Here is a 24631-nt window from a genome sequence, read left to right as displayed (position 1 = left end):
CGTAAAGCCCCTTGTTGCTGGTCTGGATGTGGTGGCGTGTCCTGCGGGTCAGTGTCGCCGGTTCGGTGGATCAGGCGGGGATGCGGTGCGACGTGCAGAGGAATGCCATGGGAGCACTGCCAATCCGGGTCAGCACGACGCTCGCCTCGTTGACCCCGCTGGGCCGCAGGCGCCGGCGGAGCGCATCGGGATCGACGTCGACACCACGGGCCAGGATCTCCAGGCGCCCGACATCGTGCCGCCGGAGTGTCTGGCGAAGGGCCTTCTCGGTGTAGCGCCCGCGCTCCAGGACCCGGAAGGCCCGTACTCCGGGCGGCGGTGTGTCACCGGTGAGATAGGCGATGCGTGGGTCGAGCTGACCGAGACCGTGCCGGGCCGCGTACTGGCGGACGAGGCCGGCACGCACCACGGCACCGTCCGGGTCGATCAACCACTCCCCCGGTTCACGCACCGGGCAGTCGTCCGACTCGGCATCAGTGATGGTCCATAGTGGACCATCCGTCCCCAGGACCGTCGCGCGGCGTCGGACACCCGATGTCGCCAAGCCACCGGTCCACAGCGCGGCCTCCCGGACCTGGCCGCCCAGCGAGACCACCTCGATCTCGTCCGCCCACGGCACCGCGGCCATGTCGAGCCCGGGCGCGCACTTCACCACGACGTCGCGTCCGGGGTGAGCGGCCACGAGATCGTCCAGCGGTGGCGCCAGGTCGCGGGGCCGCCACTGTCGCCGGCCGGCCTCGTCCCGCCGCGCCGGATCGGCCACCACCACCGCGTCCCGCGTCACCGGGTGGAGAGCATCGGCACGGACCAGAGCCGGCGAAACACCCGCCACGGCACAGTTGTGCCGCGCCATCGCCAGCCGGACCTCGTCCATATCGGACCCGATGGTGCGTCGTGCCACCTTCGCCACCACGATCAGGTCGGCGCCGATCGAGCAGGTCACATCGTGAACGTCCCGTCCGACCAACCGGGACGCGCGGTGCCGCGCCACCGGGGTCGCGGTCGCCTGCTGCAGTGCCGCATCGGTGAGCAACCACCCCTCGGCGCTCTCCAGCCGCACGGCGGCCCGCCGCCGCAGCACGGCGGTCTCCAGCACCGCGGCAGCGTGTTCGGCGCCCGCCTCCTGACGAACCGCCCTGACATCGGCCAGCCGGCTGGCCGGGGTGAGTGGGAGCCGGTCCGCGGCGGCCGACGCCGCCCGCCCCGCCTCCGAGCGGAGATAGGCGACGTCGGCCAGGCTGAACCGGTAGCTCATTGCTGGGCCGGCTTCACGCCGGTCACCAGCACGTTGTAGAAGATCTCCCGCGGCAGCACGGGCCGGAGCAGGTTCTCGTCCAGCCAGGTCAGCCCCTGCCAGCTGCGATAGGCGAACCTCGCCCAGCCCAGGCCCAGCCGCTCCCGCGGCACCGCGGCCTCGAACGTGCGCACCGGCCAGCCGAACAATGCCGCGGCGAGTTCCTCGGTCACCGCGCGCACGTCGACCGCGCCGGCCGCGCGGGCCGTCCGCTCCAGCTCCGCGGGGTCGAAGGTGTGCAGGTCGACCACGGCTTCCAGGGCGGCCGCCCGGGACGAGGAGTCCAGCTCGGCCTGCGGCCGCCGCCAGCCGGTCAGCCCCGGCAGCCGGGTGACGTTGGTGGTCAGCCACCAGGTGAGCTGACCGAGCCTGCGGGCGTAGCGGTCGCCGATCCGGGTCGGCTCACCGGCGAAGACGAACCGCCCGCCCGGCCTGAGCACCCGCAGCACCTCGCGCATCGCGGCCGGAACGTCCGGGATGTGGTGCAGCACCGCGTGCCCCACGACGAGGTCGAAAGTGTTGTCCGCGTACGGGATCGTCTCGGCGTCGGCCACCCGACCGTCGACATCCAGGCCGAGCTGCCGTGCGTTGCGCAACGCCACCTGCACCATGCCCGGAGACAGGTCGGTGACCGAACCCTTGGCGATCACCCCGCCCTGCATCAGGTTCAGCAGGAAGAACCCGGTGCCGCTGCCCAACTCCAGCGCGTGTTCGTAGGGCCAGTCGGAGTTCCCGGCCACCGCGCGGAACCGGCCGACGGCGTAGTCGATGCAGCGCTCGTCGTAGGAGATCGACCACTTCTCGTCGTAGGTGCCGGCCTCCCAGTCGTGGTAGAGGACGTTGGCCAGCTTGGGGTCGGCGTAGGCCGACCGCACCTCCTCGGCAGAGGCGTTCGGTCGCGGCTGGGGGTCCACTGTGGTCACTTCCCGCTGAAGGTGGCCTTGCCCGGCCCGTTCTCGATGAACGACCGCATACCGGCCTTCTGGTCGTCAGTGGCGAACAGGGCGGCGAACAGGTGGCTCTCCAGCCGCAGCCCGTTGTTCAGGTCGGTGTCCAGGCCGCCGTCGATCGCGGCCTTGGCCGCGGCGAACGCGCGGGCCGGGCCGTTGACGAACTGGCCCGCCCAGCTGCGCGCGGCGTCGTGGACCGCGTCCGGCGCGACGACCTCGTCCACCATGCCCAGCGCCAACGCCTCCTCGGCGGGCACCATCCGCCCGGTGTAGACGAGGTCCTTGGCCTTACTCGGGCCGACCAGCCGGGACAACCGCTGCGTGCCGCCGGCCCCCGGGATGATGCCGAGCAGGATCTCCGGCTGGCCCACCTTGGCGTTGTCGCCGGCGATCCGGCGGTCGCAGCACAGCGCCAGCTCGAAGCCTCCGCCCAGGGCGTAGCCGGTGATCGCGGCCACGGTCGGCTTGGGGATCTCGGCAACCGCGGTGAACGACGACGACAACGCGCCGGCCCGCTCCGCCATCTGGGCGTAGGACATGTCGGCCATCTCCTTGATGTCCGCTCCCGCGGCGAACACCTTCTCCCCGCCGTAGACGACCACCGCGCGCACGTCGGCGCGGGCGGTGGCCTCCCCGGCGGCGGCCCGGATCTCCTCCTGGACCTGGGTGTTCAGCGCGTTCATCGGCGGACGGTCCAGCCGGATGGTGCCGATGCCGCCCTCGACCTCGAGCCTGACGAACTCGCCCACGCCCAAACCTCCTCGTCGCCACCGCCGGCGGGCCGCCCCGCCGACCCAGCGCAGGTTACCCCCCGGTAGGCCCGCGCCGAAGGGGGCGGGCCGGCCACATCCCGGGCGCGTTCCGCGCCTCAGCCGCGGCGGCGGGCGAAGAACCGGTCGCCGGAGTGGTCCAGCTCCAGATGCTGGCCGAAGGTCGCCGACAGGTTCTCCGCGGTCACCACGTCCTCCAGCAGACCCTGCGCCACCACGGACCCCTCCCGCAACAGCAGGGCGTGCGTGAAGCCCGGCGGGATCTCCTCCACGTGGTGGGTGACCAGCACCAGGGCCGGCGCGTCGGGGTCCGCGGCCAGCGCGGCCAGGTGGCCGACCAGATCCTCCCGGCCGCCCAGGTCCAGGCCGGCGGCGGGCTCGTCCAGCAGCAGCATCTCCGGGTCGGTCATCAGCGCCCGGGCGATCAGGGTGCGCTTGCGCTCGCCCTCGGACAGCGTGGTGAACGGGCGGTCGGCCAGGTGCGCGATGCCCAGCGTGTCCAGCAGCTCGTCGGCCCGGCCGGTGTCCAGCTGGTCGTACTGCTCGCGCCACCGGCCCAGTACGGCGTAACCGGCGCTGACCACCAGGTCGCGCACCTTCTCCTCGCCGGGCACCCGGTTGGCCAGCGCGGCCGAGCAGAAGCCGATCCGCGGGCGCAGCTCGAACACGTCGCTGCGGCCGAGCCGCTCACCCAACAGGTGGATGGAACCGCTGGTCGGGTGCAACTCGGCACCGGCCAACCGGAGCAGCGTCGTCTTGCCGGCCCCGTTCGGGCCGAGCACCACCCACCGCTCGTCCAGCTCGACGCGCCAGTCGACGGCGCGCAGCAGGTGGGTGCGTCCGCGGCGAACCCCGACGCGGTCCATCCGCACCACGAGATCGGTAACGTCCACCTCCGCCCCGTCTCCTCGCTCCGACGTGGCCTGCATCCCGGCGTGCTCGGTCACGCCCCCCATTCTTGCGACCCGGTCCGGGACGCTTGTCACCGGGAGTACCCGGCCGCCGCTCACCTGGCGGGCGAGCCCCGACACGCGGCTGACCGCATCCGGCGGCCGGCGTTGTCGGGGATGATCGCGGTGTGCGCCCGCGTGCCGTGTCCGCGCCGCCCGCGCTGGCCGGGCGGCCGTTCCCGCTCGGCGCCCACCCCGAGGGCGGCGGCGTGCGGTTCGCCGTGGCCACGGCCCCGGCCGAGGCGGTGGAGGTGTGCCTGGTCGACGCCGACGGCGACCAGCTCGTCGAGCGCCGGGTGGAGCTGACCGAGCGCACCTTCGGCGTGTGGCACGGCTTCGTGCCCGGCGTCCGCCCCGGGCAGCGGTACGGGTTCCGGGTGCACGGGCCCTACGACCCGCACCGGGGGCTGCGGTGCAACCCGGCGAAGCTACTGGTGGACCCGTACGCGCGGCTGCTGGCGGGCGAGGAGGTGAACCTGTCGGCGGCACTGGGCTATCTGGGTGACCCGATGACCGGGCCACCGTCACCGGTGGACTCACTGGGATCGGTGCCGCTGTCGGTCGTGGCCGAGCAGGACATGCCGGGCACCGGCCCCGCCCCCCAGGTGCCCTGGGAGGAGACGGTCGTCTACGAGCTGCACGTCCGCGGCTTCACCCGGCTGCACCCCGAGGTGCCTGGGCACCAACGGGGCACCTACCTGGGGCTGGCCCATCCCGCCGTCGTCGACCACCTGGTCGGGCTGGGCGTGACCGCCGTCGAGCTGCTGCCGGTGCAGGCCTTCGTGGCCGAGCCCCCGCTGGTCCGCCGCGGGCAGCGCAACTACTGGGGTTACTCGACGCTCGGGTTCTTCGCCCCGCACCCCGGCTACGCGAGCGTGCCCGGGCAGGAGGTCGCGGAGTTCCGCACGATGGTGGCCGCGCTGCACGCCGCGGGCATCGAGGTGTTCCTCGACGTGGTCTACAACCACACCTGCGAGGGCGACCTGAGCGGGACGACGCTGTGTTTCCGCGGGCTGGACGCCCCCGCCTACTACCTGCACAGCCACGACGGGCGGCAGATCGACATCACCGGCTGCGGCAACACCCTGGACGCCGGTTCCCCGGTGGTGGTCCGGCTGGTCACCGACTCGCTGCGGTACTGGGCGGGCGAGATGGGGGTGGACGGGTTCCGGTTCGACCTGGCCAGCGTGTTGGGCCGGCCGGGCGGCGGGCCGTTCGACCCGCACGCCGCGCTGCTGACCGCGATCAGCACCGATCCGGTGCTGTCGCAGCGGAAGCTGATCGCGGAGCCGTGGGACGCCACCGGCGACGGCTACCGGGTGGGCGACTTCGGGGTGCAGTGGGCGGAGTGGAACGGCCGGTTCCGCGACACCGTGCGGGACTTCTGGCGGGGTCACGGAGGCGTCGCGGACCTGGCCTACCGGCTGTCCGGTTCCTCCGACCTGTACGCCGACGACGGCCGCCGGCCCTGGCAGTCGGTGAACTTCGTCACCGCCCACGACGGGTTCACCCTGCGCGACCTCGTCTCCTACAACCACAAGCACAACGAGGACAACGGGGAGAACGGGCAGGACGGCACCGACGACAACCGGTCGTGGAACTGCGGTGCCGAGGGCGAGACGACGAAGCCGAAGGTGCTGGCGTTGCGGGCACGGCAGGCCCGGAACCTGATGGCCACGCTGCTGTTCGCCACCGGCACCCCGATGATCCTGGCCGGCGACGAGCTGTGGCGCACGCAACGTGGCAACAACAATCCTTTCTGCCACGACAACGAGATCTCCTGGCTCGACTGGTCGCCGTTGCACGACGAGCACAGCGAGGGCAACCAGCTGCTGGAGTTCGTGCGCCGCGTGATCTCGCTGCGAGCCAGCTGCCCGGCGTTGCGCCAGCCGGAGTTCTTCGAGGGCCGGACCACTCCCACCGGCGATCCCGACCTGGTCTGGTTCCGGCGGGACGGCCTGGAGATGGCCGAAACCGACTGGTTCGACAACGACCGCCGCACGATCGGCATCTGGATCGACGGGTCGGACTGCCGTTCCCGGACGCGGGAGGGCGAGCCGCTCGGTGACCACTCCTGGTTGATCGTGCTGCACTCTGGAACCGCGGCCACCACGGTGGTGCTCCCCGACGCGGAGTTCGGGCAACGTTTCGAGCCGGTTCTGGACACCGGAACAACCGACGGCGTTCCCCTTGACACAACGCCACTTCCGCCCGGCGCACGCGTTCGCGTACCGGCCCGCACGGTGTTGCTCTTCTGCGCCACGTTCCGACCGTGACCGGCGCGCTCCCGGAGTCTGGGAGGGGTGGCGGGAACAGGCCGGTTTCTGTCACCATCGCCGACGTGTTCCGCCCACTGCTGCACCGGGATCGACCGGTCGACCTGCTCCGGGTGGTCACGTGTGCGTGTACCGGGACGCGGCGCGGCAACTGATCCACCCCGCCGGATCGTCCCTCAACGCTCGTTTTCCCCTTTTTCCCAGGAGAACGTGGCCGCGCCGCGTCCTGCTCGCCCACCCGACCCGAGAGCGACAGGAGCGCAAGCCTTGACCACGCACATTCCCCAGCTGGACATCCATCCCGGCGTCGACCGTGCCTTGTTCCGTGACCTGGTCCATCCCGATCGTCTACTGTGGACCCCGCAGCAGCTGCGCGAGCTGACCTGGACGCTGACCAGTGAGCTCACCACAGAGCTGCTCGACATCGTCGACTTCGATCCGCAGCAGCGATGGTGGGCCCGGCTCGCGCTGACCTCCGGTGTGGAGGTGTGGTTGCTGTCCTGGACGCCGGGCCAGGGCACCGAGCCGCACGACCATGGCGGCGCCTCCGGATCCTTCAGTGTGTTGCTCGGCACACTGAGCGAGGACTACCGCTACCCCGGCGGTCCCATCCGGAGCGGGAAGCACCGGGTGGGCGCGAACCTCGGGTTCGGCCCGAACCGCGCGCACCAGCTCGGCAACAGCGGCAAGTCGAACGCGGCCAGCGTGCACGCCTACTCGCCACCGCTGCTCCCGGTCCGGGAGTACGCGAGCCTGCTGGACGTTCCCGCGGACATCTCCTCGGTTCCGGTGCCCAGAAAGGCGTGACGCATGAGCCGCAAGATCCCCTCGCGGGACCGGGTCAGGGTGGACGACCTGCTCGCCGAGGCCCGTGGCGAGCTGGCCCGGCTCACCCCCTACCAGCTCGCCGACCTGCAGCGCCGGCCGGACGTGCTGGTGGTGGACATCCGCCCGCGTGAGACCCGGGTGGCCGAGGGCGAGATTCCCGACGCGGTTCCCGTCGAGCGGATCGTGCTGGAATGGCGGCTCGACCCGGGCGGGCCGCACCGGCTGCCGGGGATCACTCCCGAGACGACGGTGGTCCTGGTCTGCAACGAGGGCTATGCGTCCAGCCTCGCCGCCCGCGACCTGCACCGGCTGGGCCTTCGCCACGCCACCGACCTGATCGGCGGGTTCCGCGCCTGGAAGGACGCGGGCCTGCCGGTGGCGATCGGCGGGGGCCCGGCCGTGTCGTGAGGCGGTTCCGGAACACCGAAAATCCGACCGAATCAGTTTCACATTTTCTGTTGACAATCACCATTCACCCCTTTCACCCGACGAGCCGATGGCACCGGATCACGTCGTCACCCACACTGACGAGGGTCTGGCGAACGATTCCGACCGGTTGCCCGGATGTTTCTTCCGTCAACCGTTTTCTGGTGCCCACGGAAAGGGGAGAACCATGCCTGTCGAGTTCCGCACGTCCTCCATCACCATTCCGAACGGCACCGGCCGCCGGTCCATCCAGGGCACGGTGACCTTCGGCACCAACGTCATCCGGGCCGGCGTGGCGCTCAACGGCTTCAAGTTGGACTACGCCAACTCCGACCACCACATCAACGTGCTCGAGGCGGATACCGACATCGTGTCGATCTCCGGGAGAACAGTTACCTTCCGGGTGGAGGCGCAATACGCGGACAAGAACTTCGACGACCCGTACAGCGGATATGTGACGGCACTGGTCATCGCCGAAACACAGTAACCAACAATACGCGTCCCACGGACAACCCGTGCCGAAATCGGCCGCGCGTGTTCCGATCGCCGCGGCCGGTTCCGGCCTGATTGTGGGGCAGTTGGTCAGGGCCTGGAATCGCGCGGGACGGTGCGGGAACCGGAGCGGCGCCCGTAACGTCTGGAGCTCGTGCGCTCCCTGAAGCTCCTGGCCCGCCCCGGTGGGCTGGCGACCCTCGCGGCGCTCGTCGCGGTGGTCGCCGTCGAACGGTCGGTCCCCGCGATCGCGCTCGGCGTGCCCGGCGCGGTCGCCGGCCTGCTGCTCGAGCTGGCCGCGCTGCAGCTCGGCATGCTGGCCGGCGCGCTCGGTGCCTGCGCCCGCGTGCACCGGGTCGTGGTCGGCATCGGCTCCCGGCTGTGGGAGCGAACGACGCCGCGGCGGGCCGTGGTGCTCCGTGCGGTGCCGATCGTGCTGTCGGTCGCGGTGGGGCCGGGTCGCGCACCGGTGCGGCCCCGGATGTGGGTGGCGGCGGTCTGCTCCGCGGTAGCGGGGCTGGCAGCTGTCGTCACCGCAGTGTTGCTGGCGGCGGGACCGTTCGGGCGTGGCGTGGCGACCGGTGTTCTGGCCACGCTGGCGTATGCGTTGTTGCCCCGGGAGAACGCCGGTTCCACGTCGACCGGGTGGATGTTGCTCCGGCTGCTCCGCCTGCCCGCGGACCGGGCCGCCCTCGCTCCACCTCAACCTCGCCGAGGATCACCACCTGCTCGGCGAGCACGACCGGGCACAGAGCCACCTCGAACAGGCGGAGGGCCGGCTGCACGTTCTCCCGGACGACGCATACGGCCGGAACATCCGCGAAGCGGTGTCCCGTCTGCGCTCGAGGCTCACGACACCCGCCTAGAGGTCATCACAGGGCTCGCCGGCCGACTCCCGCCCGTGAGCCGGTTATCGGGCGAGGACGACGCGGCCCAGCTCGGCCGGGGTGCCCAGCAACGCGTGCCGGGGCAGGACGCGAACGGTGAAACCGGCCGCACCGGTGTGCGGGAGCCGCACCTCGGCCACGTACTCGCCGGCATCGGTGTGCACCATCGACACCGTGACCACGTTCCGAAGCTCGTCGGCGTCGTCCACCCGACCCACGACCGCCTGGACGTCCACCTCGGCCGGATCCAGCCCGGCCAGCTCCACCCGGGCCCGCACCGTCACGGGCGCGCCCAGCACCGGGGCCTGGGCACCGTTGACCGACATGTCGCAGTCCAGCACGCGCACCCGGTTCCACGCCGACTGCACACGCGCCCGGTACTCGGCAAGGTCCTTCGCACCGCGGAACCCCTCGTCACGGACGGCCGCCGCCGAGCGTGCCGCCGGCAGGTAGTAGGACTCGACGTACTCCTGCACCATGCGGGACGCCTGCACCCGCGGCCCCAGCGAAGCCAGGGTGTGCCGGACCATCGACATCCAGCGGTTGGGCACGCCGTCCTCGCCGCGGTCGTAGAACAGCGGCGCGACCTGGGAGCCGAGCAGGTCGTACAGGGCCGCCGCCTCGAGGTCGTCGCGTCGGTTCGGGTCGCCCACGCCGTCCGCGGTCGGGATCGCCCACCCGTTGCTGCCGTCGTAGAACTCGTCCCACCAGCCGTCCCGGACGGACAGGTTGAGCCCGCCGTTCAGGGCCGCCTTCATGCCTGAGGTGCCACATGCCTCCAGCGGGCGCAGCGGGTTGTTCAGCCACACGTCACAGCCCCAGTACAGGTACCGGGCAAGCTGCATGTCATAGTCGGTGAGGAAGACGATGCGGTGGCGCACCGCCGGATCGTCGGCGAACCGCACGATCTGCTGGATCAACGCCTTGCCGCCCTCGTCCGCAGGGTGCGACTTGCCGGCCACCACGAGCTGGACCGGTCGCTCGGGGTCCAGTAGCAGCTGGCGCAGCCGGTTCGAGTTGCGCAGCATCAGCGTGAGCCGCTTGTAGGTGGGCACGCGACGCGCGAAACCGACCGTGAGCACCTCGGGGTCGAAGACCGAGTCGGTCCAGCCCAACTCCAGGGCGGCGGCACCGCGCTGCAGCCACGCCTGGCGGACCCGGCGCCGCACCTCCTCCACGAGCCGGGTCCGCAACGCACACCGCAGCTCCCACAGCAGGGAGTCGGTCACCGGTTCGAAGCCCCGCAACCCCACCCCACTGTCCACTTCGGACTCACCCAGCAGCTTGCTGATCTCCCGGGCGGCCCACGTGGGGCCGTGCACGCCGTTGGTCACCGCGCCGATCGGTACCTCGTCGACGTCGAAACCCGGCCACAGCTTGTGGAACATCTCCCGACTGACCCGGCCGTGCAACGCCGAGACCCCGTTGGCGCGCTGGGCGAGCCGCAGTCCCATGTGCGCCATGTTGAACATGCCGGGGTTGTCCTCGGCGCCGAGTGCGAGCACCCGGTCGGCGGGCACGCCCGGCAGCAGGCCGTCCGACACGCCACTGCCGAAGTAATGGCGCACGAGGTCCACCGGGAAGCGGTCGATACCGGCCGGAACCGGGGTGTGGGTGGTGAACACGGTCCCGGCCCGCACCGCCACCTGGGCCTGCTCGAAGTCCAGGCCCTCGCCGGTGACCAGCTCCCGGATGCGCTCCAGGCCGAGGAACCCCGCGTGGCCCTCGTTGGTGTGGAAGACCTCCGGCTGCGGGTGCCCGGTCAGCTCGCAGTAGGTGCGCACCGCCCGCACGCCGCCGATGCCGGCCAGGATCTCCTGCCGGATCCGGTGGTCCTGGTCGCCGCCGTAGAGGCGGTCGGTGACACCACGCAGGTCGGGGTCGTTGTCCGGCAGGTCGGAGTCGAGCAGCAGCAGCGGCACCCGGCCCACCTGGGCCTTCCAGATCCGGGCACGCAGCACCCGGCCACCGGGCATGGCCACGTGCACCTGGATGGGCGCGCCGGTGGGCTCGGTGAGCGGCTCCAGCGGCAGGCCGCGCGGATCGAGCACCGGGTAGTGCTCGACCTGCCAGCCGTCCAGCGACAGGGACTGCCGGAAGTAGCCCGACCGGTACAGCAGGCCCACGCCGACCAGTGGGACGCCCAGGTCGGAGGCGGCCTTGAGGTGGTCCCCGGCGAGCACGCCCAGCCCGCCGGAGTAGTTGGGCAACGCCTCGGTGACGCCGAACTCCATGGAGAAGTACGCCACCGCCGCCGGCAGGCCCGGCTCCTCCTCCTGCCGCCGCTGGTACCAACGTGCCCCGGTCAGGTACCGGCGCAGGTCGTCGGCGAGCGCCCGGGTGCGGGCCAGGAAGTTCTCGTTGCGCGCCAGCCCGGCCATCCGCTCGGCCGGCACCTCGGCGAGCAGGCGCAGCGGGTCGCCGCCGACGCGTTCCCACACCTCGGGGTCGACGGCGGCGAACAGGTCCTGCGTGGGCGGGTGCCACGTCCACCTCAGGTTGGTGGCGAGCGTGCCCAGCGCGGCCAGCTGCTCGGGCAGGTGGGCCCGCACGGTGAAGCGGCGTACTGCTCTCACGGAGGCGGAGCCTACGACTCCCACCGGGTCACCTGCTGCCAGGCGATCGGGCTAGATCACGTCCAGCAGCGTCGGAGGTCCCCGCGGCGGGACGGTGCTGAACCGCCACGGTGCGATCAGGTGGGGGCCGCGGGCCGGCCCCTCCGCGTGCGCCCACCGGCCGCTGGCCGGGTCCGCACCGCCCGTGACCACGACAAACGAGCCGTCGGAAGGGTCCGGGAGCAAGGCCCCTCCCCCGTGGGCGGCCACGATCACACCGAGTGTTTCGCCACGATCGACGGCCGACCGGTGGGAAGGCGGCCATCACCCGAGATCGGCTGCTAACCCACACCTTCGGGGGAAGGCGCTCGAGAAGCGCGCCCCGGATGTCCCGGTCATTCTGGCTGGGTGCGGCGTCTCCTGTGGTCCCTGGTCACGGCGGACGACCACCGGTTTCCCGGTGGCGGTGCCGGGCAGCGGGGGCCACTGGAACGGGGCATCGGGGGGCACGGCAGACTTGTCACCGTCCGAGCACGTTACGTGACGGAGGGCGGGATCGCGGTGAGCGGCCGGCTGGGTCTCGACGAGGTGTCCCCGGTGGTCGCCTGTGGTCGTTACCCGGCCAAGGCGGTGGTCGGCGAGCACGTTCCGGTGCGGGCCACGGTGTGGCGCGAGGGCCACGCGGCGGTCGCCGCGACCGTGGTCTGGCGTGGCCCGGGCGACCGCGTCGCCCAGCGGGTGCGCATGACCCCGGAGGGCGAGGGCCTGGACCGGTGGGTGGCCACGGTGGTGCCCGACCGGCCCGGCCCGTGGACCTTCCGCATCGACGCCTGGGGCGATCCCTGGACGAGCTGGCGGCGGGCGGTGGAGGCCAAGCTGGCCGCCGGCCAGGGCGCCGCCGAGCTGGCCAACGATCTGGAGGAGGGCGCGCGCCTGCTGGACCGGGTCGCCCGCCGCCCGGACCGCAGGGCCGACCGGGCGCGGCTGATCGACGCGGCGGCGGCGTTGCGCGACACCGGGCGCCGGCTGGCGGACCGGGTGGGCCCGGCGCTGGAGTTCCGCGTCAACCGGGTCATGTACGAGCACCCGGTGCGCGAGTTCGTGACCAAGGGCCGCCAGTACCCGGTCTGGGTCGACCGCCCACGAGCCCTCTTCTCCGCCTGGTACGAGCTGTTCCCGCGCTCCACCGGCGGCTGGGACGCCCGCGGGCGCCCGGTGCACGGCACCTTCCGCACGGCTGTGCGGCAGTTGGACCGCATCGCGGAGATGGGCTTCGACGTGGTGTACCTGCCGCCGATTCACCCGATCGGCCGAGTGAACCGCAAGGGGCGCAACAACTCCCTGGCGGTCCGGCCCGATGACGTCGGCTCGCCGTGGGCGATCGGGTCGGCCGAGGGCGGACACGACGCCCTGCACCCCGAGCTGGGCACGCTCACGGACTTCGGCGAGTTCGTGGCCCGGGCTCATGCACTGGGTATGGAGGTCGCACTGGATCTGGCCCTGCAGTGCGCACCGGATCACCCGTGGGTGCGGGAACATCCGGAGTGGTTCACCACGCGACCCGACGGCACGATCGCCTACGCCGAGAACCCGCCCAAGAAGTACCAGGACATCTACCCGTTGAACTTCGACAACGCCCCGGAGGGGCTGTACCAGGAGATACGGCGGGTGGTGACGCACTGGATCGACCACGGCGTGCGGATCTTCCGGGTCGACAACCCGCACACCAAGCCGCCCGACTTCTGGCACCGGTTGCTCGGCGAGATCCGCCGCGACCACCCGGACGTGCTCTTCCTGTCCGAGGCGTTCACCCGCCCCGCACGGCTCTACGGCCTGGCACGGCTCGGCTTCCACCAGAACTACACGTACTTCACGTGGCGCAACAGCAAGTACGAGCTGATGGAGTTCGGGCGCGACCTGGTGGAGCACGCCGACGAGGCCCGGCCGAACCTCTTCGTCAACACCCCCGACATCCTGCACGCGTCGTTGCACAGCGGGCTGCCCGCCCTGTTCGCGTTGCGTGCCGCACTGGCCGCGACGCTCTCGCCGAGCTGGGGCATGTACTCCGGTTTCGAGCTGTGCGAGCACGTTCCGCGCGAGCCGGGCGGCGAGGAGTACCTGGACTCGGAGAAGTACGAGCTGCGACCGCGGGACTTCGGCAGTGCGCGGGCCGACGGCCGCTCCCTGGAACCGTGGATCACCCGGCTCAACGAGATCCGGCGCGCGCACCCCGCCCTGCAGCAGCTGCGCACCCTGCGTTTCCACGACGTCGACAACGATGCGATCATCGCGTACTCCAAGGCCGACCCCGGTACCGGGGACACCGTCGTCTGCGTCGTGAACCTGGACCCGCACCGTACCCAGGAGGCGACCCTGTACCTCGACCTTCCCGCCCTCGGCATGGAGTGGCACCAGCGGTTCTTCGCGTGCGACGAGGTGACCGGCGACAAGTGGGACTGGGGCGCGGCCAACTACGTCAAGCTGGAGCCGCACCGGGCGGTGGCGCACGTCGTCTCCGTCCAACCCCGCTGAGGTGACTCCCATGATGTCCACAGTGGACGACTGTCCGCCGGACAGGCCGACCGTCGCGCGACTGTTGGCCGGCGCGCACCACGACCCGCACTCGGTGCTGGGCGCGCACGCGCACCCGGACGGCATGGTCGTCCGCGCGTTGCGCCCGCACGCCGATGCGGTCGCCGTGGTGCTGCCCAGCGGCCAACGGCACGAGCTCGTTCAGGTCGATCCCGGCGGCCTGTTCTGCGGTGTGGTTCCGGCCCCGCCCGGTGACTACCGGCTCGAACTGCGGTACGGCGTGGAGGTCCGCACGGTTGACGACCCGTACCGATGGCTGCCCACGCTGGGCGAGCTGGATCTGTACCTGATCGGTGAGGGCCGGCACGAGCGGCTGTGGGAGGCGTTGGGGGCGCACGAGCACTCCTACGAGACCGAGCACGGCACGGTCAGCGGCACCGCGTTCGCCGTGTGGGCGCCGAACGCGCGGGGCGTGCGGTTGTGCGGCGACTTCGACTACTGGGACGGTCGGGCCTTCCCGATGCGGTCCATGGGCTCCTCCGGGATCTGGGAACTGTTCGTGCCCGAGGTCGAGCCCGGGGCGCGGTACAAGTTCCGGCTGTTGGGCGAGGACGGGAACTGGCACGAGCGGTCCGATCCCATGGCGTTCGCCACCGAGATGCCCCCGGCGACCGCGTCCGTCGTGTACACCTCGTCCTACCTGTGGAGCGACGACGAGTGGATGGAGCGTCGGCGGCGCGCGGAGTTGTGGCGGGAGCCGGTGAGCATCTACGAGGTGCACCTGGGTTCCTGGCGGCCGGGGCTCAACTACCGCGAGGTGGCCCACTATCTCGCCGACTACGTGACCGAGATGGGCTTCACGCACGTAGAGCTGCTCCCGGTCGCCGAGCATCCGTTCGGTGGCTCCTGGGGTTACCAGGTCACGTCCTACTACGCACCCACCGCGCGCTACGGCACCCCCGACGACTTCCGTTACTTCGTCGACTATCTGCACCAGCGCGGCATCGGGGTGTTGCTGGACTGGGTGCCCGCGCACTTCCCGCGGGACGAGTGGGCACTGGCCCGATTCGACGGCACCCCGCTGTACGAGCACGCCGACCCGCAGCGCGGGGAGCATCCCGACTGGGGCACGCTGGTCTTCAACTACGGACGCACCGAGGTGCGCAACTTCCTCATTGCGAGTGCGCTGTACTGGCTCGACGAGTTCCACATCGACGGGCTCCGGGTGGACGCGGTCGCCTCGATGCTCTATCTCGACTACTCGCGGGAGGAAGGGCAGTGGGTGCCCAACCCGTACGGCGGTCGGGAGGACCTGGAGGCGATCGAGTTCCTCAAGGACCTCAACGCGACGGCATACCGCCGGCACCCCGGGATCGCGATGATCGCCGAGGAGTCGACCGCGTGGACCGGTGTCACGCGGCGGACCGACGAGGACGGACTCGGCTTCGGCTTCAAGTGGAACATGGGGTGGATGCACGACACGCTGGAATACCTGAAGCGTGACCCGGTACACCGCTCGTACCACCACGACGAGATCACGTTCTCGATGTTGTACGCGTGGAGCGAGAGCTACATCCTGCCGCTGTCGCACGACGAGGTCGTGCACGGAAAGGGCTCGCTGTGGGAGCGCATGCCTGGTGATGCGTGGCGGAAGGCTGCCGGCGTCCGTGCGCTCCTGGGCTATCAGTGGGCGCATCCGGGCAAACAGTTGCTGTTCATGGGTAGCGAGTTCGGGCAGCCATGGGAATGGTCCGCGTCGACATCGATCGCCTGGCAGTTGCTGGACGAACACGGCGGCATGAACTACCACCGCGGTATCCAGCGGATGGTGCGTGTGCTCAACGGCGTCTACCGGGAGCGCCCCGCGTTCTACACCCAGGACACCGCGCCCGAGGGCTTCTCCTGGCTCGACGACCGCGACGCGGCGCGGAACGTGTTGAGTTTCCTGCGTTGGGGCGCTGATGGTTCGGTGGTTGCCTGTGTGGTGAACCTCGCGGGGATCACCCACGAGGACTTCCGGCTCGCTCTGCCCCAGGCTGGACGATGGCGCGAGCTGTTCAACACCGACACCCGGGAGTTCGGCGGATCCGGGGTCACCAACGGCGAGTTCGTGGTTGCCCGGCAGGAACCCCATCACGGCCGGCCTGCCTCGGCGGTCATCACCGTGCCACCGCTTGCCGCCGTCTACTTCGTGCCGGCCGGCGAGGAGTGAGGCCCGTGGGCTGGTCGGGAGCAGTGGTGCAGTGATGGAGATCGCGCCGGTTGTGGCCGTGGGCAACGGTCCCGCACGTGTCGTTGCGGGGTACCCGCAGCGCCGGCCGGACCACGGCCCGCACGAACCGGTTCCGGCGCAAGGCGCATCTGATAGCGTCGGCGTCGAGGTGGAGACGGCTCGGGTCGTCCCCCTTATACCTTCCGGAACAGGGGACGTGATGTCTGAAGGCTCCACGGTCTGGGAGGTTCGACTGGGCATCTATGCGACCGAGCAGCAGGCGGAAGAGGTCAAGGAGCTCACCGCGAGAATGCTGTGCCCTGACCCCGACCACGCGCCGCCGTGCCCGATCCCGTGGTCAATCTCCCTGCTGCACGTGTCGGATCTTGAGGACGACTACCCGGAGCTGGTCGAAAAGGCCCGGGCGGAGAGCCAGGATTCTCGTCCGTAGCTCCGCTCAGAGTTGCCGTCCGGAGCGCAGGGGATCGAACCAGCGGTAGGCGGTGTAGTTCCGGAAGTGCCGGGGCGGGAGCACGCCGTCCGGCACCCGCGTGTATCGGGCCTTCGGGCAGGACAAGCGACATGTCGGGCACGCCGAGGCTGGTCCGCCAGGCCGCTTCCCGACACCGTCTCGATGGCCGAAGGGCCGGTCGGGTCGGCTTCACGGGGAGCGAGCCGGCGGACGCGGCACAATGACGGGATGAGTCGGAGGCGAGGGTGGTGGCGCGTCACCGGGCCACTGGTGGCTGCCCTGCTCGGCGCCGGATGCGCGGCGACCGTCCCCGGAACGCCGGTTGCCGGCGACGGTGTCAGCAGGGGCGAGGTCGACCCTTTCTTCGTCCACGGCACGGACGGCGGCCCGACCGACCGGCTCGCGGCGAGCACCGTGACCGACGTCCTCCAGTTCTGGCGGCAACGGTTCGAGCCCACGTTCGGCAAGCCCTGGCGGGACCTGCGCGGCGGCTTCTACTCGGTGGACACCAACAGCCGGACCGCCCGCCCGGCACCGTGTACGAGCAAGGCCGCCGAGGTCGAGGGGAATGCGTTCTACTGCCCGGGTGAGGACGCCATCGCCTGGGACCGGGCCGCCCTGCTGCCCGTGCTGCGGGAGGAGTTCGGCGACGCGGCGGTGGTCGTCGTGCTCGCGCACGAGCTGGGACATGCCGTGCATCACCGGGCCGGGATCGGCGTTGCCGAGCAGCGGGAGCAGCCCCAGCGCTATCCCACGATCCTCACCGAGGCGATGGCCGACTGCTACGCGGGAGCCTTCGTCCGTTGGGTTTCCGATGGCCAGGCGCCGCATCTGCGGATCACCGGCGAGCAGCTCGACTCGGCCCTTGGCGCGTTGATCACGTTCCGCGACCCGGTCGGCACGTCCCGTGCGGACTCCGGGGCCCACGGCAACGCGTTCGACCGGGTCTCGGCCTTCCAGGACGGTTTTCGGCAGGGACCGAAGTTGTGCGCCGGGATGACCGTGCACAATCGCACGTTCACGCAAACGAGCTTCGCCAGCTTCGAGGACCGTGCCACCGGCGGCAACCTCGACTTCGGACGGATCGTGGAGTCGGTCGGCGACGACCTCGACGGCTATTTCGCCAGCCTGTTGTCCGAGCGTGGAAAAGCCTGGGAGAAGCCGACAATCCGGGCGACACGCGGGGTGCCTGGCTGCGAGGGTGGCAGGCAGGGCCCGGTTGCCTTCTGTCCGAACACGCGCAGTATCGAGCTCGATACCAGCGATATCCTACCTGAGCTGCACAAGCAGATCGGTGACTACGCCACGGGAACCCTGCTCGCGAGCCGTTATGGGATGGCGAGCCTGGTGGCGTTGGGGCGTCGGGCGGACGGCGATGACGCGGGGAGGACCGCGCTCTGCCTTGCGGGTGCCTATACCGGAGCCATTGCCGCGCGACGCGAGGGCTTCGGTCTCTCTCCCGGAGATCTCGACGAGGCGGTCCAGGTTCTTCTCGCCGACGACTACGCCTCCCGCGACCTGTGGGGCAGGGGGATCGACTCCGGCTTCGACCGGGTGGACGTCTTCCGCGACGGCGCGCTCAACGGCCCCAAGGCGTGCGGCCTGAACTAGGAAGCCCCCGGTCGACCCGGATCGAGCGCTGCAACAACACATCGCGTTGCCCACGGCGGAACCGGCTACCGGGGAGGGTCGTCCTGGGCGTGCGGCGTACCACCCTGGACGACCCTCCCGCGCGCCGGCTCAGCGCTGGAGCTGGCCGGCGGTCCGCTGGATCCAGGACTTGAACGCGACCACGTTGGTGTAGATCGCGGGTCCCGTGGCGCAGCGCTCGTTCCCGTTACCGCTGCGGCTGGTGGCACCGATCAGTTCCAGACGACCGTTGACCTGCTGCACCATCGGGCCGCCCGAGTCGCCGAAGCAGGCACCGGTGCCGCGGGGGCTTCCGACGCAGATCTCGGTGCGGCCGACCACGCCACCGCCGCGGCACTGCCCGGTGGGAGCGACCTGGGTGTCCAGCTGCTGGAGCCGGCGCGGGGTTCCACACCCACCTGGCTGGGGACAGGTCTGTCCCCAGCCGATGATGCGGGTCGGCGTGCCGGGCCGGCCCACCTGGTCGGCGATCCGGATCGGCTGTTGCTGCACCCGCTGGCGCAGCTGCACCATGGCGATGTCGCCGCCGTTCGGGGCGGCGTTCGGCGGCAGCATGATCCGACCGACGGTCGCGAGGGTGCCCCCGCGGGTGTTGTCGAGGGTGCCGACCCGGGCCTTGACCTCGCCGGACTGGACCGCCTGCGGCGGGATCTCGACGACGCAGTGTGCGGCGGTGACGGCCAGCCGGTCCGAGATCAGGCTGGCGCCACAGAAGTGCCCCTGCGGGCTCTGCAACGAGATCATGAAGCTCGGTGCTTCGGTGGCGGGCTGGCCGTTGACGATGAACGGTGTCGCGTCGTTGGCCTTGGCCAGCTTCGCGACGGCGGCCCGCTGGGGCGCGGCGGCGGCCGGGCCTGCCGGGTCCTGCGCGCGCAGGGCGGGGATGGCGGCGATGCCACCGGCCACCACTGCGCCAGCGAGAAGACTCACGAGCAGGGTTCGTGTCTTCATGCTTTCTCCGTCTCTTTCGGGTACCCCCCAACCCGAGAACGAGCCGGATCACAGCACGGTTCAGCTAATGCGGTGCGCGATAGATGACGCGCATTGAGTCACCACCGCTATGAACGGTGGCCATCAACCAGCGGGTCACCGTTGTATCACGGAGCGCATTTTCCCGCTATTCGAACGCAATCGTGGCGTCGGGGATGTCCAGGTCTCCCCCGGCCTGCTTGGCGTTGACCACGGTGACGTTCTCGAAGGTCAGGTTGGGCAGGACCAACGGCGGCGGGTGGTCCGGGCTGAAGTCGACGGGAGCCCTGATGATCCCGCCGAGCACGAGCGTGCCCTTCAGCCGCTCCGTGTAGAGCCGAATGTTTCCGCGCACCGTGGCTGTCTTGCCCTTGCCCGATCGGACCACGAGCTTCCGCCCGTTCCCAGCAGCTGAACTCATCACCATGTCGGTGAGGTCGATACCGGTAGCGCGAAAGGCGAGCGCCCGCTTCGTTCCCTTGACGGTGGGCAACTCCGCGATGCCTTCGAAGACCGAGCCGGTGAGCCGAAGTTTGGCGGCGGTGATGGTGACCGGCTTGACCGCGACGAGGTTGGGATCGGCGGCCACGGTGGGCGGTGGCGGGCCGCTGGGGAGCAGCGAGCTGGTGGGCGGCTCGCTGCTGGGTGTCAGCGTGGTCGTCGTGGAGTTGCTTGGCGAGCTGGGGCTGGTCGGGGTGATGCTCGGAGTGCTGGACGGGGTAGGGCCAGGGTTCGCGGTGGCGCTCGCCGAGTCTGCGGGGGTGCTCGACTCGGATGCGGCCGACGATGTGGGGGCGGCCGTAGCGGTTCCCGGTGGTGTGCTGCCGGCAAGGAAGACGGCACCGCTCGTGACGAGCACACCGAGCACCGTCACGGTGGGTGGGATGCGCGGGCCGGGCGAGGGGCGGTGCTGGCCCGGCTTTCCGTTGGGCGAGGTCGACTGCTCCCCGGCATCGAGAATCGTCTCGGTCACCACCTGCTCCGTGGTGGGCTGTTGGATGGGAATCGGCTTGGTGGGCGGGTCCGTGTCGCTGTGCTCCCCTGCCGGCTGGTCCACAGTCCCACCCGGGTTGGTGGACCTTCGTCGTGGGGTGGCAGGCTTCGGGGTGTCAATCCACGACACCGCGAGTGCGGAGCCGAGCAGACCGAGCAGCAGGCCCAGCAGGAAGCCGCCGAGGTTCGCGGTCACCACCGAGACCAGCGCGAGGACGACGCCGGCGACCCCGGCGAAGATCCGGAACTGGGGCCGGATCCAGACCGACAGCCCGCACACGATGAGCAACACGCCGATGAGCAGCGAGGACGCCCCGGCAATGGTGCTGATGGACAACAGCAGGTTGCCGATCCGGAGGGTGAGGTAGGCCGGGGCGATCACCACGATGCCGGACAACACGAGGAAGAGACCGGCCCAGAACGGGCGGGTGCGCCGCCAGCCGCGGAACCAGCGCCAGGCCCGCACCGGGAAAGCATCGCTCCGGGTGGTGTCGGTGCTCATCGGACCTCCTCTCGACACAGCTCCCGGGTTGCGGTGGCGCGACGGAGCCGCACCCGATCCGAACCGGCGGGGCTGCGGAAAACAGGCTGGCCACAGGGGAGTGCGCCCCCGGTCCCAACGGAAGGACGCGGGCCGCCCAGCCGGCGGAACGTGAGGTCCGGGGAGCTGGGACGGGACACGACACCCCGGGTGGTGTCCGGAATCGCTGGTGCGGCACGAACCTCACGCCGGGACGCGGGCGGGAGTAGCCCGGCTCGGGCCGTGGTGGGGTAGCTCACGTGTGGTCGTCCTTCGGGTGCTCCCCGTGCCGTCCGGCCGGCCGGGCCGGACGGCACGGAGCGGGTGGGGCCGTTCTCAGAAGCACTCGTTCTTGCCCATGGTCAACCCCAGGCTCATGCCGTCGAACGACAGCGTCGACGCGGTCGTGCTCCAGGCTGTCTGCCGGAGGCTCGTGACAGTGACCTCGTCCGCCTGCAGGCCGAAGGAACCCGGCTGCCCCTTGCCCGCGCCCTTGTTCAGGGTGCTGGCGTCACGGCCGATCTCGGCGTTCTTCAGCGACAGGTTGCCCTTGATGCTCTCGGCGTTGAGCAGCAAATTCTCCGCCTTCATGCCCTTGGTACCCGGCGCTTCGATGCGCATCGTGACGTCGCCGATGACCGGCGCCGGCACCACGACGGACTGGCAGAAGTTGTCCAGCTCCGCACGCTTGATGGCGTTGACGGCGACGGGATGCGCCTTCTTGTCCCCGAGTTCCTTGTCGATGTCGCCGTACTGCGCGTAACCGTAGCCGCGCATCTCGTTGGCCGATGCCTTGAAACTGGTGCCGGAGACCGCGAAGGAGGCGTTGAGGGTGCCCTCCGCGATCCCGGTCAACAGCACACCGGCGGCGACCAGTGTGCCGCCGAAGACGGCGCCGAACCGCAGCCAGCGGGTGCGGCCGGTTTTGGTCTCCGTGACCATCGTCCACTCCTTCCCGCGTTCCCGGCCCCGTCCCGCGACGGCACGGACGTGGTTACCGGGAAGTAGAGCTGAAGCGTCTTCGCTTTCTCCTCGTCGGCCAAGCCGCCAGTTGGAGCAAGTCGGGTCACTGGAGAAGAGCAGACCAGTAAGTTCTCACCCGCACGTGTGTCAGGGTGATCCCCTACCAGTGATCAGGATGGGAACGTTCGGATGACGTTGGTGACGGCCCGTTTCCCACGGGCGGTGGTCGTGTTGCTCGCGACGGTGACGGCACTGGTGGCCGCTGGCTGCGCCGGGCAACGGATTACCGGGACCCCGCGCGCGGTCGGCGGGATCGACCCGGCGTCGGTCGCCGGGCTCGAGGCCCACGACGGACCGAGCGGCCCCCGGCCCGGGGCTCCCGACGCCGACCTGCCGGTGACCAACGGGGACCGGGGCGAGATGGACCGGCTCGCCGTCAACGCGGTGGCCGATATCCAGGACTTCTGGAAGGAACGCTTCCGCTCCGACTTCCGGGTGGAGTACCAACCGCTGGCGCGGCTGCTGTCCTACGACTCCGGCGGGAAGGGCGTGCGGACCTGTCGCACCTCCACCTCGGGGCAGGTCAACGCGTTCTACTGCCCGCCCGAGGACACCATCGCCTGGGACCGCGGTGAGCTGCTTCCCATGCTGGACAAGCAGTTCGGGTCGATGGCCGTGGTGACCGTGCTGGCCCACGAGATGGGCCACGCCGTCCAGCACCGGCTGGCGAGGGCGGCCGCGTCCACCGGAATCCCGGAGGACGCGCGGATCACGCCCAGTACTCCGACGATCGTGTCCGAGCAGCAGGCCGACTGCTACGCCGGATCGTTCTTCCGGCACGTGGCCGAGGGCCGGGCGCCGCGCTTCCAGATCTCCACCGGGGCGGGCCTCAACCAGGTTCTGGCATCGCTGTTCTTCATCCGCGACCAGGTCGGCACGCCCTACCAGAAGCAGGGCGCGCACGGCAGCGCGTTCGACCGGATCAGCGCCTTCCAGATCGGCTTCGGCGAGGGGCCCGTGCGGTGCGCACGCATGGGCGTGCAGGAGATGCACTCGCGCATCACCGAGCTGCCGTTCGGGACGCCCACGGACAAGCGGGCCGGTGGCAACATGCCCGTCGACGAGGCAGGCTTGCGGGAGGTGCAAAAGAGCCTGCACGAGGCGTTCCGGGACACCGGCGCGCCACGGCCCACATTCGGTAGTGGCTCCGCATCCTGTTCCGACGCGAAACCCACGAAGCCGGCTGCCTACTGCCCGGGTAGTAACACGATCTCGCTCGATATGCGGGAACTGACTCGAATTGGGACCCCTCCGAAGAAGGGTGAACGACAGGGCGGTGGCATCGGCGACTTCGCCGCCTATGGCGAGGTCGCGTCGCGATATGTGCTGGCGGTGCAGGAAGCCACCGGTGCGAACCTGCGGGGAGACGCGGCGGGCCTGCGAACCGCGTGCATGGTCGGCTCGTGGGCGGGCCAGCTCCTGCAGCATCCGCTCAACAAGCGCAACCCCATCGGCAACGTCCGCATCTCCCCCGGTGACCTGGACGAGGCCGTGGCCGAACTGCTCGGCAAGAACAGCCTGATCGCGGCCGACGTCGACGGCCACGTCGTGCCCTCCGGTTTCGCCCGTGTCGAGGCGCTGCGGGTCGGCTTCATGCACGGACTCGGTCCGTGCAGCGAGCGCTTCAACTGAGGTGGCGTTGTGTGCGGTCAGCGCACCGGAAAACGCGGGGAGCGGCACACCCGGGTGCACCGGGTGTGCCGCTCCCAACCGGTCTTCGATCGAGTCGTACCGGCCCTACACGGGCTGCGGAGCAAGATCGTGCCGTCCCCGGCGAACACCGGAGACGGCACCAACAAGCCCAGGTCAGAACAGGGCGCTGGCCAGCGCGCGCCGCGCGGCGATCACCCGCGGGTCGTCCGCCGGGAACAGGTCGAACAGGCCGACCAGGTGCTCGCGAACCCGGTTGCGCTCGTCGCCCGAGGTGCGCTTCACCACGCCCACCAGGCGCTGGAAGCCCTCCTCCACCCGCTGGCTGGCGATCTCGGCGTCGGCCGCGGCGAGCTGGGCGTCAACGTCCTCGGGGTGGCCGTCGGCCCGCTGCACCGCGGTGGGGTCGGCGGCCGCCGCCCGCAACTCGAACCGGACCTGGGCCAGCGCGGCCTTCGCGTCGGCGTTGTTCGGCTCGACGTCCAGGATCTTGCGGTAGGCGTCCTCCGCGGCGGCCAGGTCGCCGCGCTCCAGCGCCTCCTCGGCGACCACGAACCGCGGGTCCTCGGGCACCTCGGCGGCGACCTCCGCACCCTCGGCACCACCACCCTCCTCGGCCGCACGGATGCCGGGCATCTGCTCGCGCAGGGCGTCCAGCAACGCCTGGATCCACTGCCGGACCTGCGGCTCGGGCAGCGCACCGCTGAAGGCGTCGATCGGCTGGCCGCCCGCGATCGCGATCACGGTCGGCACCGACTGCACCCGGAACAGCTGGGCGATGCGTGGGTTGGCATCGACGTCGATCTTGGCCAGCATCCAGGCGCCGCGCCCCTCGGCGGCCAGCCGCTCCAGCACCGGCGAGAGCTGCTTGCACGGGCCGCACCAGGTGGCCCAGAGGTCGACGACCACCGGCACCTGCATGGAGCGCTCGACAACCTCCTGCTGGAAGTTGGCCTCGGTGACATCGACCACGGCCGAGCCCGGTGCGGGCACGGCCTCGCCGGCCGCGGGCGCGGGCTGGGCGGCCGCCTGTCGGGCGGCCTCCGCCCTGGCCTTCACGGCCGAGAGGTCGACCGCGCCGGAGAAGGCGGCGGACAACGCGGCTGCGGACTGCTGACGTGGGTCGGGCCTCGTCACGCCCTCCATCTTGGCACGGACGGCACCTCGCCCGTCGGCCGGTCC

Annotated in this window: 19 protein-coding genes; 9 read left to right on the top strand and 10 right to left on the bottom strand. The window is 70.8% G+C overall.

Annotated elements, in window-relative coordinates:
* Positions 1 to 70: 70 nt before the first annotated feature.
* The 4 genes from IEY55_RS01865 to IEY55_RS01850 form a co-directional block, all read right to left on the bottom strand.
* Positions 71 to 1255, bottom strand: a complete 1185-nt coding sequence (locus tag IEY55_RS01865; protein ID WP_189053135.1) for a class I SAM-dependent methyltransferase — start codon at positions 1253 to 1255, stop codon at positions 71 to 73.
* Positions 1252 to 2217, bottom strand: a complete 966-nt coding sequence (locus tag IEY55_RS01860; protein ID WP_189053134.1) for a class I SAM-dependent methyltransferase — start codon at positions 2215 to 2217, stop codon at positions 1252 to 1254. Before IEY55_RS01860 ends, IEY55_RS01865 begins: the two co-directional genes overlap by 4 nt.
* A complete protein-coding gene (locus IEY55_RS01855; RefSeq protein WP_189053132.1) occupies positions 2214 to 2993 on the bottom strand; it encodes an enoyl-CoA hydratase/isomerase family protein in 780 nt (259 codons plus the stop codon). The genes IEY55_RS01860 and IEY55_RS01855 overlap by 4 nt, the downstream gene beginning before the upstream one ends.
* A 119-nt stretch (positions 2994 to 3112) precedes the next feature.
* Positions 3113 to 3943 carry an ABC transporter ATP-binding protein gene (locus tag IEY55_RS01850; protein ID WP_189053350.1) on the bottom strand — a complete coding sequence of 277 codons (831 nt, stop codon included), beginning with the start codon at positions 3941 to 3943 and terminating at the stop codon, positions 3113 to 3115.
* A gap of 149 nt (positions 3944 to 4092) precedes the next feature.
* Here IEY55_RS01850 and glgX point away from each other — a divergent pair, with 149 nt between their 5' ends.
* The 4 genes from glgX to IEY55_RS01830 all read left to right on the top strand — a co-directional run bounded on the left by glgX (position 4093) and on the right by IEY55_RS01830 (position 7981).
* Positions 4093 to 6240, top strand: a complete 2148-nt coding sequence (gene glgX, locus IEY55_RS01845; RefSeq protein ID WP_229685849.1) for a glycogen debranching protein GlgX — start codon at positions 4093 to 4095, stop codon at positions 6238 to 6240.
* Between the two features lie 267 nt (positions 6241 to 6507).
* Positions 6508 to 7047: a cysteine dioxygenase gene (locus IEY55_RS01840; RefSeq protein ID WP_189053130.1), complete on the top strand. Its 540-nt coding sequence runs from the start codon at positions 6508 to 6510 to the stop codon at positions 7045 to 7047.
* Between the two features lie 3 nt (positions 7048 to 7050).
* Positions 7051 to 7476 (top strand): rhodanese-like domain-containing protein, encoded by a 426-nt coding sequence (locus tag IEY55_RS01835; RefSeq protein ID WP_189053128.1) that lies wholly within the window; start codon positions 7051 to 7053, stop codon positions 7474 to 7476.
* 205 nt (positions 7477 to 7681) lie between these two features.
* Complete coding sequence (locus IEY55_RS01830; RefSeq protein ID WP_189053126.1) at positions 7682 to 7981, top strand: hypothetical protein; 300 nt, start codon at positions 7682 to 7684, stop codon at positions 7979 to 7981.
* 915 nt (positions 7982 to 8896) lie between these two features.
* Here IEY55_RS01830 and glgP read toward each other — a convergent pair.
* Together glgP and IEY55_RS01820 are read right to left on the bottom strand one after the other, a co-directional pair.
* Positions 8897 to 11449, bottom strand: coding sequence for an alpha-glucan family phosphorylase (glgP, locus tag IEY55_RS01825; RefSeq protein WP_189053124.1), 2553 nt, complete (start codon positions 11447 to 11449; stop codon positions 8897 to 8899).
* A gap of 51 nt (positions 11450 to 11500) precedes the next feature.
* Positions 11501 to 11674 carry a hypothetical protein gene (locus tag IEY55_RS01820; protein ID WP_189053122.1) on the bottom strand — a complete coding sequence of 58 codons (174 nt, stop codon included), beginning with the start codon at positions 11672 to 11674 and terminating at the stop codon, positions 11501 to 11503.
* 315 nt (positions 11675 to 11989) lie between these two features.
* Between IEY55_RS01820 and IEY55_RS01815 the strand changes: the two genes are divergently transcribed.
* The 4 genes from IEY55_RS01815 (at position 11990) to IEY55_RS01800 (ending at position 18255) form a co-directional block, all read left to right on the top strand.
* On the top strand, positions 11990 to 13960 hold the full coding sequence (locus IEY55_RS01815) for a maltotransferase domain-containing protein (protein ID WP_189053346.1): 1971 nt from the start codon (positions 11990 to 11992) through the stop codon (positions 13958 to 13960).
* Positions 13961 to 13970: 10 nt separating this feature from the next.
* Positions 13971 to 16172: a 1,4-alpha-glucan branching protein GlgB gene (gene glgB, locus IEY55_RS01810; RefSeq protein WP_189053120.1), complete on the top strand. Its 2202-nt coding sequence runs from the start codon at positions 13971 to 13973 to the stop codon at positions 16170 to 16172.
* Between the two features lie 34 nt (positions 16173 to 16206).
* Positions 16207 to 16623 (top strand): hypothetical protein, encoded by a 417-nt coding sequence (locus tag IEY55_RS31845; RefSeq protein WP_229685847.1) that lies wholly within the window; start codon positions 16207 to 16209, stop codon positions 16621 to 16623.
* Positions 16624 to 16872: 249 nt separating this feature from the next.
* Positions 16873 to 18255, top strand: a complete 1383-nt coding sequence (locus IEY55_RS01800; RefSeq protein ID WP_189053118.1) for a neutral zinc metallopeptidase — start codon at positions 16873 to 16875, stop codon at positions 18253 to 18255.
* Positions 18256 to 18384: 129 nt separating this feature from the next.
* Here IEY55_RS01800 and IEY55_RS01795 read toward each other — a convergent pair whose 3' ends face one another.
* From IEY55_RS01795 to IEY55_RS01785, 3 genes are all read right to left on the bottom strand, one after another.
* Entirely contained in the window at positions 18385 to 19245 is an 861-nt protein-coding gene (locus tag IEY55_RS01795) for a S1 family peptidase (protein ID WP_189053117.1), read from the bottom strand.
* 166 nt (positions 19246 to 19411) lie between these two features.
* Complete coding sequence (locus tag IEY55_RS01790; RefSeq protein WP_189053115.1) at positions 19412 to 20758, bottom strand: DUF6114 domain-containing protein; 1347 nt, start codon at positions 20756 to 20758, stop codon at positions 19412 to 19414.
* Positions 20759 to 21112: 354 nt separating this feature from the next.
* Positions 21113 to 21718: a DUF6230 family protein gene (locus IEY55_RS01785; protein ID WP_189053113.1), complete on the bottom strand. Its 606-nt coding sequence runs from the start codon at positions 21716 to 21718 to the stop codon at positions 21113 to 21115.
* A 210-nt stretch (positions 21719 to 21928) separates the two neighbouring features.
* Between IEY55_RS01785 and IEY55_RS01780 the strand changes: the two genes are divergently transcribed.
* Positions 21929 to 23431, top strand: a complete 1503-nt coding sequence (locus tag IEY55_RS01780; protein ID WP_189053111.1) for a neutral zinc metallopeptidase — start codon at positions 21929 to 21931, stop codon at positions 23429 to 23431.
* 174 nt (positions 23432 to 23605) lie between these two features.
* On the opposite strand, the gene IEY55_RS01775 is transcribed toward IEY55_RS01780, so the two are convergent.
* Positions 23606 to 24586 (bottom strand): tetratricopeptide repeat protein, encoded by a 981-nt coding sequence (locus IEY55_RS01775; RefSeq protein ID WP_373289948.1) that lies wholly within the window; start codon positions 24584 to 24586, stop codon positions 23606 to 23608.
* Between the last annotated feature and the right edge of the window lie 45 nt (positions 24587 to 24631).

Origin of the sequence: Longimycelium tulufanense (genome assembly GCF_014645795.1) — a bacterium.
Taxonomy (GTDB): Bacteria; Actinomycetota; Actinomycetes; order Mycobacteriales; family Pseudonocardiaceae; genus Longimycelium; species Longimycelium tulufanense.
This window is presented reverse-complemented; position numbering and strand designations above follow the sequence as displayed.

What these genes read in the sequence shown, in the direction of transcription:
- IEY55_RS01865 (WP_189053135.1), bottom strand. Translation starts at nt 1,255, where the DNA reads ATGAGCTACCGGTTCAGCCTGGCCGACGTCGCCTATCTCCGCTCGGAG.
- IEY55_RS01850 (WP_189053350.1), bottom strand. Translation starts at nt 3,943, where the DNA reads ATGCAGGCCACGTCGGAGCGAGGAGACGGGGCGGAGGTGGACGTTACC.
- IEY55_RS01835 (WP_189053128.1), top strand. Translation starts at nt 7,051, where the DNA reads ATGAGCCGCAAGATCCCCTCGCGGGACCGGGTCAGGGTGGACGACCTG.
- IEY55_RS01830 (WP_189053126.1), top strand. Translation starts at nt 7,682, where the DNA reads ATGCCTGTCGAGTTCCGCACGTCCTCCATCACCATTCCGAACGGCACC.
- glgB (WP_189053120.1), top strand. Translation starts at nt 13,971, where the DNA reads ATGATGTCCACAGTGGACGACTGTCCGCCGGACAGGCCGACCGTCGCG.
- IEY55_RS31845 (WP_229685847.1), top strand. Translation starts at nt 16,207, where the DNA reads ATGGAGATCGCGCCGGTTGTGGCCGTGGGCAACGGTCCCGCACGTGTC.
- IEY55_RS01800 (WP_189053118.1), top strand. Translation starts at nt 16,873, where the DNA reads ATGAGTCGGAGGCGAGGGTGGTGGCGCGTCACCGGGCCACTGGTGGCT.
- IEY55_RS01795 (WP_189053117.1), bottom strand. Translation starts at nt 19,245, where the DNA reads ATGAAGACACGAACCCTGCTCGTGAGTCTTCTCGCTGGCGCAGTGGTG.
- IEY55_RS01790 (WP_189053115.1), bottom strand. Translation starts at nt 20,758, where the DNA reads ATGAGCACCGACACCACCCGGAGCGATGCTTTCCCGGTGCGGGCCTGG.
- IEY55_RS01785 (WP_189053113.1), bottom strand. Translation starts at nt 21,718, where the DNA reads ATGGTCACGGAGACCAAAACCGGCCGCACCCGCTGGCTGCGGTTCGGC.
- IEY55_RS01780 (WP_189053111.1), top strand. Translation starts at nt 21,929, where the DNA reads ATGACGTTGGTGACGGCCCGTTTCCCACGGGCGGTGGTCGTGTTGCTC.